At 63.8% G+C, this 10,081-nt stretch carries 11 protein-coding genes, 1 tRNA gene and 2 pseudogenes; 7 read left to right on the forward strand and 7 right to left on the reverse strand.

Annotated features, from left to right (window positions below; all coding sequences use genetic code 11):
- Positions 1-48 precede the first annotated feature (48 nt).
- Together Q2941_RS48610 and Q2941_RS48615 are read left to right on the forward strand one after the other, a co-directional pair.
- Positions 49-1,487, forward strand: a pseudogene (locus Q2941_RS48610) (TIGR01777 family oxidoreductase).
- Positions 1,488-1,497: 10 nt separating this feature from the next.
- Entirely contained in the window at positions 1,498-1,917 is a 420-nt protein-coding gene (locus Q2941_RS48615) for a hypothetical protein (RefSeq protein WP_458197121.1), read from the forward strand.
- A 1-nt stretch (position 1,918) separates the two neighbouring features.
- On the opposite strand, the gene Q2941_RS48620 is transcribed toward Q2941_RS48615, so the two are convergent.
- Positions 1,919-2,773, reverse strand: coding sequence for a LysR family transcriptional regulator (locus Q2941_RS48620; protein WP_458197122.1), 855 nt, complete (start codon positions 2,771-2,773; stop codon positions 1,919-1,921).
- A gap of 114 nt (positions 2,774-2,887) precedes the next feature.
- On the opposite strand from Q2941_RS48620, the gene Q2941_RS48625 reads away from it, so the two are divergent.
- On the forward strand, positions 2,888-3,313 hold the full coding sequence (locus Q2941_RS48625; RefSeq protein WP_458197123.1) for a tautomerase family protein: 426 nt from the start codon (positions 2,888-2,890) through the stop codon (positions 3,311-3,313).
- A 55-nt stretch (positions 3,314-3,368) separates the two neighbouring features.
- On the opposite strand, the gene Q2941_RS48630 is transcribed toward Q2941_RS48625, so the two are convergent.
- Both Q2941_RS48630 and lipB read right to left on the reverse strand, forming a co-directional pair.
- Positions 3,369-4,082 (reverse strand): DNA helicase, encoded by a 714-nt coding sequence (locus Q2941_RS48630; protein WP_458197124.1) that lies wholly within the window; start codon positions 4,080-4,082, stop codon positions 3,369-3,371.
- Between the two features lie 179 nt (positions 4,083-4,261).
- The gene (lipB, locus tag Q2941_RS48635; protein ID WP_458197125.1) at positions 4,262-4,999 is read right to left on the reverse strand and encodes a lipoyl(octanoyl) transferase LipB; all 738 of its coding nucleotides are present in this window, start codon (positions 4,997-4,999) and stop codon (positions 4,262-4,264) included.
- Between the two features lie 68 nt (positions 5,000-5,067).
- Here lipB and Q2941_RS48640 point away from each other — a divergent pair, with 68 nt between their 5' ends.
- Positions 5,068-5,310, forward strand: coding sequence for a FliM/FliN family flagellar motor switch protein (locus tag Q2941_RS48640; protein WP_018647371.1), 243 nt, complete (start codon positions 5,068-5,070; stop codon positions 5,308-5,310).
- A gap of 135 nt (positions 5,311-5,445) precedes the next feature.
- Positions 5,446-5,530, forward strand: a tRNA-Leu gene (locus Q2941_RS48645).
- 157 nt (positions 5,531-5,687) lie between these two features.
- Here Q2941_RS48645 and Q2941_RS48650 read toward each other — a convergent pair.
- Positions 5,688-6,635 (reverse strand): 2-hydroxyacid dehydrogenase, encoded by a 948-nt coding sequence (locus Q2941_RS48650; protein WP_254113032.1) that lies wholly within the window; start codon positions 6,633-6,635, stop codon positions 5,688-5,690.
- Positions 6,636-6,736: 101 nt separating this feature from the next.
- Between Q2941_RS48650 and Q2941_RS48655 the strand changes: the two genes are divergently transcribed.
- Both Q2941_RS48655 and Q2941_RS48660 read left to right on the forward strand, forming a co-directional pair.
- Positions 6,737-7,492, forward strand: a complete 756-nt coding sequence (locus tag Q2941_RS48655) for an SDR family oxidoreductase (protein ID WP_254113031.1) — start codon at positions 6,737-6,739, stop codon at positions 7,490-7,492.
- A 45-nt stretch (positions 7,493-7,537) separates the two neighbouring features.
- Positions 7,538-8,419, forward strand: a complete 882-nt coding sequence (locus tag Q2941_RS48660) for an NAD(P)-dependent oxidoreductase (RefSeq protein WP_458197126.1) — start codon at positions 7,538-7,540, stop codon at positions 8,417-8,419.
- A 22-nt stretch (positions 8,420-8,441) separates the two neighbouring features.
- Here the strand turns inward: Q2941_RS48660 and Q2941_RS48665 are convergent, their stop codons facing one another.
- The 3 genes and pseudogenes from Q2941_RS48665 to Q2941_RS48675 all read right to left on the reverse strand — a co-directional run.
- On the reverse strand, positions 8,442-9,347 hold the full coding sequence (locus Q2941_RS48665) for an SMP-30/gluconolactonase/LRE family protein (protein ID WP_027526147.1): 906 nt from the start codon (positions 9,345-9,347) through the stop codon (positions 8,442-8,444).
- Positions 9,348-9,386: 39 nt separating this feature from the next.
- Positions 9,387-9,725 (reverse strand): putative antibiotic biosynthesis monooxygenase, encoded by a 339-nt coding sequence (locus Q2941_RS48670; RefSeq protein ID WP_254113029.1) that lies wholly within the window; start codon positions 9,723-9,725, stop codon positions 9,387-9,389.
- A 109-nt stretch (positions 9,726-9,834) separates the two neighbouring features.
- Positions 9,835-10,053, reverse strand: a pseudogene (locus Q2941_RS48675) (substrate-binding domain-containing protein); the annotation flags it as partial.
- Positions 10,054-10,081: the final 28 nt, after the last annotated feature.

Raw genomic sequence — 10,081 nt, forward strand, 5'->3', positions numbered from 1 at the left:
TTACGGCGCGCTGATCCACCAGTCCGCCGTATTCAGGGAGGCCGTATCATGACCCCGCTGTTGTGGACCCTCATCGCTATCCAGATCGTGATGGGGGTGTTCGACACCTTCTATCACCATGAATTCACCGAGCGCCTGGCCTGGCGGCCGTCGCAGCGTTTCGAGCTGAAGCTCCACGCGGTGTGCGCAACATGCTCTATGCGCTTCTGTTCCTGGTGCTCGGGTGGCTCGAGGTTCACGGGCTGCTTGCCGTCCTCATCGTCGCGGTGCTGGTCGCCGAGATCGTCATCACGCTGATGGATTTCGTCGAGGAGGATCTGAGCCGCAAGCTGCCGCCGAGCGAGCGCATCAACCACACACTGCTGGCGATCGACTACGGCGCCATCCTGGTGCTGCTGCTGCCGGTCCTGATCGGCTGGGCCATGCAGCCGCTCGGCGTGACGATCGCTTATCACGGCCTGCTCAGCATTGCCGCGACCGCTTGCGCGGTTGGCGCGGCATTGTGCGGCCTGCGCGACTTTGCTGTGACGCGGCGGCTCGCCCGCATGACCAGCGCGCCCGCCTGCGGCCTGGTCGACAAGTTGACCAGCCGCCAGACCATTCTGATTACGGGTGCCACCGGGTTCATCGGCAACAGGCTCGCGGCCAGCCTTGTCGCGGCGGGGCACCATGTCATCGCACTCATCCGAGACCCCGCAAAGGCGGGGATGCTGCCGCCACCGGTGACCTTGATCACGGGCCTCGATCAGCTAGCTTCCGACACGCCAATCGACACAATCGTCAATCTCGCGGGCGAGCCGATTGGCAACGGCCTGTGGACCGAGGAAAAGCGTGCAGAGATCCTCAATTCGCGGACGCATGTCACCGGCGAGGTCGTGAAGCTCATTGCGCGGCTTGAGCGCAAGCCGGCCGTGCTGGTCAGTGGCTCCGCGATCGGCTGGTACGGGCTGTGGGCCGACCAGGTGCTGACGGAATCGGCGAAGTCGCACGCCTGCTTCAGCCATGCGCTGTGCGATGCCTGGGAGAAGGCGGCGCGGCCGGCGGAGCAGCTTGGCGTCCGCGTGGTCTACTTGCGCATCGGCCTCGTGCTCGGCACCGAGGGCGGCTTCATCACGCGCATGCTGACGCCGTTCGAGTTCGGCCTCGGCGGTCCGCTCGGCACGGGGCGGCAATGGATGTCCTGGATCGAGCGTGACGATCTCGTGCGCCTGATCGCCTATGTGATCGCGACACCTGATCTCGCCGGCCCCATCAACGCGACCGCGCCGATCCCCGTCACCAACGCGAAATTCACCGACGAGCTTGCCCGCCGCCTGCACCGACCCGCGGTGTTTCGCATTCCGGCAAGCCTGCTCCGCCGGATCGGTGGCGGTTTTGCGGACGAGCTCCTGCTTGGTGGCCAGCGCGTGCTGCCGAACAAGGCGCTGAGCCGCGGTTTTGTCTTTCGGCACGAGACGCTGCGCAGCGCGTTCGAGGCGATCCTGTGAGGAGGGTGGGATGTCCGGCACCTTTCCGCGCACTTTCAAAGGTTGGCTCGCTGGCTGCATCGTCGCAAGCATCGTCGTCGAGCCCGTCATATTGGTCATCACGTCTCCATCCTCGCCGGAGGCTACCGACAGGCTGGCAACTGCTCTCGTTGTTGCCACGTGGACCTTGCCGCTCGTGCTCATCGTCACCTGCATTCTGACGGGCATTCCCGCTGCCATCACGGTTTGGCTGAGCGAGCGACACCGGATACGGTCATTGCCCTTCTTCGCTTGCGTCGGCGGTGGGCTCGGGACCTTGAGCCATGCCATCCTCTTCCAGGGCTTCGGATGGTTCAGCGGGCTCTTCATCGGCGCAGGATGTTTGGCTGGACTCGTCTACTGGTTCGTCGCTGGAAAGCGCGCGGGCGGCGAGAGCAAGCCGGCTTTCTGAGCTACGCGTCGGCGACGCTGCGGAATGTCGCCGCGAGCGTTCGTAGCGCCGCGAGCTTGGCGGGATCGCTGACCTTCGAATGCAGCATCACTGTCGATGTTCCGAGCTTCGGCAGCTTGTGTGTCGGCCCAATATCAACCAATCCCGGTGGCGCAATGCGGCGGGCGAGGGGCGCCACCGCAAGACCGGCAAGGGCTGCAGCCGCAACTGCCGTGACACCGCCGCCGACGAAGCTCTCAGTCCAGGCGATGCCGGCCTTGTCGAGTGCGCGCAGCGCGATGGCGCGGACGCCGCAGGGCGGCGCCAATGTTGCGACCGGCAAGGCGTCGCCGTGCGGCCAAGCGAAGCGTTTTGTCGCGAACCAGCCGAACTCGTCCTCGGACAGTTTTTCGCCGCCGCGGCGGCTGCCTTCCTGGCGGACGATCACCGCGTCGAGCTCGCCGGCATCATAGGCATCGAGCATTTCGCGGGAGAAGCCGATGGTGACTGATAGGGCCATCTGCGTGGTCATGGCATGCAGCCGCTCGAGCAGCGGCACCAGTTCGGGGCCCGCGGCATGGTCGGAGATGCCGAGCGACAACAATTGCGCGGTCGGCGTCTCGCCCGATAGCGCGCGATCATGCGCGTCCATCAAGGCACGCGCCCGCGGCAGGAACATCACGCCGTCGGCCGTCAGCCTGACCGCGCGCGGCGAGCGCTCGACGAGGCGCTTTCCGAGTAGCGTTTCGAGCCGTTGGAGTTTCAAACTGACCGCCGCCTGCGTGGTACCAAGCGCTTCGGCGGCGCGCGTAAAACTCTGGAGGTCGGAGACCAGCAGGAAGGCCTGCACCGTGGCGATGTCGAGGGTGGTTGTCATTATGGATTGTTATCATTGATATCACTTTACATAAGATACCAAAATGGCTCGGTCGGGTCTAGTTTTCCCTGGGCGCCGCACAGCAGCTGCGCGTCCTTCAAGGAGAGAACCACAATGCCCCTGATCACCGTGTCCTATGCGACCTCCCGCCAGTCGCCCGCGCTCAAGGCCGACATCGCGAGCGCTGTGTCCGAGCTGACCGCCAAAATCCTGCACAAGGATCCCAAGGTCACCGCCATCATCGTGAAATCGGTCGACGCGAGTGACTGGTTCGCGGGCGGCAAGTCGCTCGCCGAGCAGCAGCTCGCCAGCTACTGGATCGACATCCACGTCTCCGAAGGCACCAACACCAAGGACGAGAAGGCCGCCTATCTCGCCGCCATGTTCAAGCGCATGGGCGAAGTTCTCGGGCCCCTGCATCACGAGACGTACTTGCATGTCGACGAGGTGAGGGGCGATGCCTACGGCTTCGGCGGCCTCACCCAGGAGCGCCGCTACATCGCAGGCAAGCTCGATGTCGCACCCCAGAAGGCGGCGTGACGGTCAGGTCGCGGGCGAGCAATCACCCGCGACCCGGACCTGGTGCAGGGGATCGTCAGCTCGCCGCCCGGAACCGAACTTCGCCGTTGTTCAGGAAGCATGTCGTGTCGAAGAGCTTCAAATCCAGCGGATTTGGCAGCCTGACATCCCTGAGGTCGGGGCAGGGTCTGGTCGACAGATCGTATGACCGATCAATCTGTGAGATGAAGACGATGATCAGTCCCTTGTCGCGTGCAAATGATTTCAGCGTGCGCACCTGAATCGTCAGCTCGGGGTGTTCACGTTTCTGATCGAGCAGTTGCAAATAGTCGATCACCACCAAAGTCCCGCGGGGCGCGGCAGCCATCCGCTTCACAATGTAGTCGGCGCTGATGGCGTCAGAGCAATCGAGTTCGAACAAGCGATCGAATTGCGCAGGCTCCACGCCGATCGCCCGGAAACAGCCAAGGACATCCCGCTCGGTGTATTCGAGTGAGAAGAACGCCCCCCGACTGCCGGATTTCATGGCCTCGACGGCAAGTTCGAGGCTCAGCAGCGTCTTGCCATGGCCCGGTCGGGCTCCGACCAGCACCAGATCACCCGGCCGAAATCTGGCGAGCAGTTTGTTGGCCGGCGTCGCCGCGGCGGCTTTCGCCACGAGCAAGCTCCAGGCGCTGAAGCCTTCGCTCGCGGCGACGCGGTCAAGCGCCTCGTGGAGCGGAATGCCTTCTTCGCGGGATAAACTCTTCGCAGTACGCTTCAGACGATAGATGGGTGCAGACAGCTTCATCGATCAAACCTCCCATTGCGAGCATGATCGCAACCCCTCCTGATGCATGGTGCTCGAACAGTCGGCCCAATGATCTATTCGCCCGGCATGATCTGTACTTTCCCGACGGAGGGGGGAGGCGTGGGCGACACCGGAATCAAGCATAACCGAGTCCCCGCCTGCGGAGAACTCGCGCGCAGCTACACCGTCGCTTGCATGAGCCGTGCCTTGACGGGGCCGAACAGCTCCTCAAACGCCTGCCGGAGTGCGACATCGACGTCGGCCATCGTCACGAGGTGGCCAAGGTCGACCAGAGAGGTGACGCCGTAGCGGGGATCGGTGACGCCGCAGGGCACGATCCCCAAAAAATGCGACAGGTCCGGCTCGACATTGATGGCGATGCCGTGGAACGATACCCAGCGCTTCAGCCGCACGCCGATCGCGGCGATCTTGTCCTCATGGCCCGGCCCCTTGTCCGGCCGCTTCACCCAGACGCCGACCCGGTCCTCGCGCCGCTCGCCGCGGACGTTGAAGGCGTCGAGCGTGCGCAAGATCCATTCCTCCAGGCTCGCGACATAGGCCCGCACGTCGGGCCGGCGGCGCTTGAGGTCGAGCATCACATAGGCAACCCGTTGGCCGGGTCCGTGATAGGTCAGCTGCCCGCCGCGCCCCGTGGCAAAGGTCGGGAATCGGGCATCGAGCAGGTCGGAGGCCTTGGCGGAGGTGCCGGAGGTATAAAGCGGGGGGTGCTCGAGCAGCCAGACCAGTTCCGGCGCTTCGCCCGCGGCAATCGCCGCCACCCGTGCCTCCATGGCGGCCACGGCCTCGGGATAGGGGACCGGGGCATCTGAGATCCGCCACTCAACGGGCTCCCCGCCGGGGGCGGAAAACGGCGTCAAATCGAGGTCTTGGCGCTGATTTTCGGGGCAATTAACCATTGGCTAACCATAACGTGGTGATCATCACAGGCGCAAATGCAAGAGTCTCCAGTTGCGGCGGTGCTGACGTGCCCACTCTCGACAAAGTAACCGTGGATCTCATGGTCGTCCTCGGGACGACCACCATGCCGATCCATCAGGTATTACGTCTTTCCCGTGGCGCCATCATCGAACTAGACGCAACCGAGGCCGACGAGGTCAAGGTTTTGGCCAATAACCTGCCCGTCGCCTCCGGCGTCGTGCTGGTCGACCGCAACCGGATCGCGGTCGAGGTCAAGCAGATGCTGCCGCGCTCGCCCGGGACCCGGTAACGGCGGGAGCGGGGGCGAAACTTTCCTCAGAAGCTTGTGGAATTTGCGGCCTCAGCAGGCTTGTCCCCCCCTGATGGATTTGTTAGATCGGCGCCGGTTGATCCGGCCGGCGCAAGCCCAAGCCGGCTTCTTAAAGCGCTCGTGGCGGAACTGGTAGACGCGCTGCCTTGAGGTGGCAGTGGGTAACACCGTGGGGGTTCGAGTCCCTCCGAGCGCACCACCCCCGCTTTTGGCGTTGAAATCTCGCGATTTTTTCCGCTTGGTACGCTCAAAAGTTACTGTGCTCGTTTTCTGGCATCAGCAAATCGGCGATGTCTGCGTCTGATCGTAAGCGATCAGTTCGTCCATGCCGTCGAATCCAAGCCGCTCGCAGGAATTCAGAGGACGGGGCTGGGCAGCGGGTGCCCGGCGAAATGCGCGGCGAGATTGTCTCGCATCAACTGGCCCATGGCCTTGCGGGTCTCGACCGTCCCGGAGGCGTGATGAGGTTGCAGGAGGATGTTAGGTAGGCTGAGGAACTTGGGATTCAGGTTCGGTTCACCGTCGAAGACATCGAGCGCTGCCGCCCCAAGCTTGCCATTGGCAAGCGCCTCGATGAGCGCCTCCTCGTCGATATTGGAGGCACGCGAGACGTTGACAAGGAGCCCGTCAGGCCCGAGCGCCTCGAGAACCGAAGGCCCGACGATGTGCCGCGTTGCGGCGGAGGCAGCGAGCGTGACGAACAGGACGTCTGAACGCTCGGCGAGCGCGACCGGATCGGGAACGAAGGTCCAATCCTTGCCGTGAGGCTTCGGCTCGATGTCGCTATAGGCGATATCCATGTCGAAGCCGGTCAGCCGACGTGCCACTTCAAATCCGATGCGCCCGAGTCCGAGCACGCCAGCGCGCTTGCCCCAGACCCGTGTCCTCAGGGGATAGAGTCCCTTGGCGGCCCAGGAACCATCGCGCACCCAGCGTTCGGCGCCGTTCACGCCTCGCCATTGCGCGAGCATCATTGCAATCGCGAGATCAGCCACATCCTTCGTCAGCACGTCGGGGGTGTTGGTCACGCGGATCCCGCGCGCCCGGCAGCTATCAAGATGCACCGCATCGAAGCCCACACCGTAGACTGAGACGATCTCGAGCTTTGGGCAGGCCGCGATGAGCTCGGCGCTCGCGCCGAGCTCGCCGCGCGTGGCGATGGCTCGCGTGCGCGCTCCAACCTCGGCGAGGAGGGCAGGCTTGTTACTGGTCTCGAAATAGCGGTGCATGACGTAAGCGGCGTCGAGAGGGACCTGATCCCACTCCGGATACGGGCCGATCTGCAGGACTTCAGGCTTCGACATGGGGTGAGCGCTCCTCTCGGTCATGGTCTTGACGAAATGTTATCGATAACATAGTCAGGCGCAGGGGTAATTGTCGAGATGCAACAAGAAGGGGAGATGGAATGGCGCTCAGCTTGTTCGATCTGACAGGGCGCCGCGCCCTCGTGACCGGGTCTTCTCAAGGCATTGGCCTCGCGCTTGTGCGCGGCCTCTCCGAGGCCGGTGCGGAGGTCGTGCTCAATGGCCGCGACGAGACCAAACTCGCGGCCGCGGCCAGTACCGTTGTGGGATCGCGAACACTCGCCTTCGATGTGGCCGACCATGCCGCGGCACGTACCGCCATCGACCGCTTCGAAGCCGAAATCGGACCTATCGACATTCTCGTCAACAACGCGGGTATGCAGCACCGCGCGCCGCTCGAGGATTTCCCCGCGGATGCGTTTCAGCGCCTCCTGCAAACCAACATCGCCTCGGTCTTCAATGTCGGCCAAGCCTGTGCGCGTCACATGATTGGGCGGCGCGCCGGCAAGATCATCAATATCGCCTCGGTGCAGACGGCGCTCGCGCGCCCGTCCATTGCTCCCTATACGGCGACAAAGGGAGCAGTCGGAAACCTGACCAAGGGCATGGCGACGGACTGGGCGAAACACGGGCTGCAGGTCAACGCGATCGCGCCCGGCTATTTCGATACGCCGCTAAATGCCGCACTCGTCTCGGATCCTGCTTTTTCGGCCTGGCTCGAAAAGCGTACGCCGGCGGGCCGCTGGGGCAAAGTGGAGGAACTGATCGGCGCCTGTATTTTCCTTGCCTCAGCCGCTTCTTCCTTCGTCAACGGGCACGTGCTCTATGTCGACGGCGGCATCACGGCCTCGCTCTGAGGCGGTTGCCTAACCCATCCAACGGACCACCGCGGAGATGTTGAAATGTCCCGTTCAGTCGCATTGATCGGCGCCGGCGCCATGGGCGGCGCGATTGGAACTCGACTTGCTGAACGCGACACCCGCCTCCTGGTGTTCGACCTCGATCCCAAAAAGGTCGCTGCCCTCGTCGAAAAAGGGGCGACAGCGGTCAGCTCCGCTGCGAAAGCAGCGGCCGAGGCCGATGCAGTGATCCTCAGCCTCAACTCGCCAAAGATCGTGCGAGCCGCTGTCTTCGGACCGGCGGGCGTGGCTGAGGGAGCGCGGAAAGGCACGCTCGTCATCGACATGTCCTCGATCGATCCGGAAGCCACGCGCGCGCTGGCCGCAGACGCGGCCGCGGCCGGTCTGCGCTGGGTCGACAGTCCACTGTCGGGCGGTGCCCCGAAGGCGCTGATCGGTCAGTTGACGTGCATGGCCGGTGGCGAAGCCGCCGACGTCGCCGAAGCGCGGACGGTGTTGGCTGAAGTCGCCTCGAATTTCACGCATATGGGTCCGAGCGGCGCCGGCCAGACCACGAAACTGATCAACCAAGTGCTCTGCGGTCTCAATTTCCTCGCCGTCGCCGAGGCGACAGCGCTGGCGGAGGCCGCCGGTGTCGCGGCCGCGAAAATCCCCGAGGCGTTGCGCGGCGGGCGGGCCGACAGTGCCATCCTGCAGGAATACATGCCGCGCTTCGCATCGCGCGATTATCGTCCGACGGGCCGCATCGACAATATGGTCAAGGATCTGAGCGGCGCGCAAGATCTTGCCAGACAGACGGGTATCGCCATGCCGATGACCGCTGTCTGCGCCGAGATACATCGCCTTCTGACGGCGGTGGGGCTCGGCGCGATGGATCAGGCCGCGCTCATGGAATTCTGGGCCCGGCGAACGCCGCCCGCGTGACAAAGAACGCGGGCGGACGGCTTCATGCAAGCCCGTGGGCATTGACGAAGATCGCGTAGAGCGAGGTCTGCGCGGTGATATAGAGCCTGTTCCGCTTCGGCCCGCCGAAGGTCAGGTTGGAGACGATTTCAGGCACCGGAATACGTCCGATCAGCGTGCCATCCGGCGCGTAGACGGCAACTGCATCCGCCGTCGATGTCCAGATATTGCCGTTCCGGTCGAGGCGGAATCCATCGAAGAACCCGGCCGGGGAGGTCGCGAACATGCGGCCCTCACCGACTGCGGCACCGTCCGGCGCAACGTTATAGACGCGTATGACGGCCGGTGTGTCCGGCACATGGGTGGCACCCGTTTCGGCCACATAGAGCAGCCGCTCGTCAGGCGAGAAGGCGAGACCGTTTGGCCTCACCATGTTGGTCACGACAGCCGAAACTGCGCCGCTCGTCGGATCGAAGCGATAGACATTGCTCGCGCCGATCTCGCTTGGTCCGGCGTGCCCCTCATACTCGCTATCGATGCCGTAGGTCGGATCGGAGAACCAGACCGTTCCGTCCGACTTGACCACGACATCGTTCGGGGAATTGAAGCGGCACCCTTCGAAGCGGTCGACAAGTCCCACCCATCGGCCGTCGGGCTCCAGCCGCGAGATGCGGCGGCCGCCGTGCTCGCAGGCGATCACACGCCCGAGGGCGTCACGGGCATGACCGTTGTGATAGCCGCAGGTGCTCTCGAACACCGAGACCGAGCCGTTGGTCTCGTCGAAGCGCAACACGCGGTCATTGGGAATGTCCGACCAAAGTAGCGACTTGGCGGCGGGCACATAGACCGGGCCCTCGGCCCAGCGACTGCCGGTCCAGAGCCTGTCGAGCTTGGCGTGTCCGATGATCAGCGCCTGGAAGCGTCGGTCGAGGATCTCGTAGGTGCTCACGGTATCAGTGTTTCCGAGATTGCAGCGCTGATAGCATGATCAGTCGGTCGGCAGCGCAAAGTCGTTGGCCTTGAAGACCGTGTGGAAGATGGAGCCGTCGAACATTTCGGCCAGCCCCTTGGTCACCTCGCGGCTCTCGAGGCGAACCGGCGAGGCCAGCGCTTCGTCGATTGCCTTGCGCGAGGGATAGCGGATCGCCAACACCATCTCGTAGTGCTGGGCATCGCTGTCGCTCTCATCCTGGCGCAGCACGCGAACCTCCTCGGCGCCAGGAAAGCGTGTCCACAGCGGCACGAGCTTCTCGCGGACATAGGCGGTGAATTCGGCTTCGCGCCCGGGCTTTGCGCGGCCACTGAAAAAAGCACAACGGATATACATCGGCACTTGCTCGTCTGTCTGGTGGAGGTGAAGCAAAAATCGGCGGTCAGCTTGTGACCGACCGCCGAGTGAGCACGGTCACGGTTGCTCGGGGATAGGGAAGGAACGCCTACTCGAAGCCCCAGGCCTTCTTGTAGGCGTTACGGTAGCCATTGCCCGGGTCGAACGTATTGGTTGGGCCGCCGTCGAATTCGACGTTGGTCTTGGTCACCACATGCAGCGGCGAGACATATCCCGACCATTTCTCTCCAGCCATGGCGCGGTTCAATTCGTCGACGAGCTGCCATCCTTGCAGGTTCAGGGGCTCGGCCACGGTGACGGCCTGGTAAGCGCCGGAACCTGTCTCTTATACACAT

The organism is Bradyrhizobium sp. UFLA05-153 (assembly GCF_054185185.1).

Coding starts and splice junctions, on each gene's coding strand:
- Q2941_RS48625 (WP_458197123.1), top strand. CDS start 2,888: ATGCCCCTGATCACCGTGTCCTATGCGACCTCCCGCCAGTCGCCCGCG.
- Q2941_RS48620 (WP_458197122.1), bottom strand. CDS start 2,773: ATGACAACCACCCTCGACATCGCCACGGTGCAGGCCTTCCTGCTGGTC.
- Q2941_RS48655 (WP_254113031.1), top strand. CDS start 6,737: ATGGCGCTCAGCTTGTTCGATCTGACAGGGCGCCGCGCCCTCGTGACC.
- lipB (WP_458197125.1), bottom strand. CDS start 4,999: ATGGTTAATTGCCCCGAAAATCAGCGCCAAGACCTCGATTTGACGCCG.
- Q2941_RS48660 (WP_458197126.1), top strand. CDS start 7,538: ATGTCCCGTTCAGTCGCATTGATCGGCGCCGGCGCCATGGGCGGCGCG.
- Q2941_RS48615 (WP_458197121.1), top strand. CDS start 1,498: ATGTCCGGCACCTTTCCGCGCACTTTCAAAGGTTGGCTCGCTGGCTGC.
- Q2941_RS48650 (WP_254113032.1), bottom strand. CDS start 6,635: ATGTCGAAGCCTGAAGTCCTGCAGATCGGCCCGTATCCGGAGTGGGAT.
- Q2941_RS48630 (WP_458197124.1), bottom strand. CDS start 4,082: ATGAAGCTGTCTGCACCCATCTATCGTCTGAAGCGTACTGCGAAGAGT.
- Q2941_RS48670 (WP_254113029.1), bottom strand. CDS start 9,725: ATGTATATCCGTTGTGCTTTTTTCAGTGGCCGCGCAAAGCCCGGGCGC.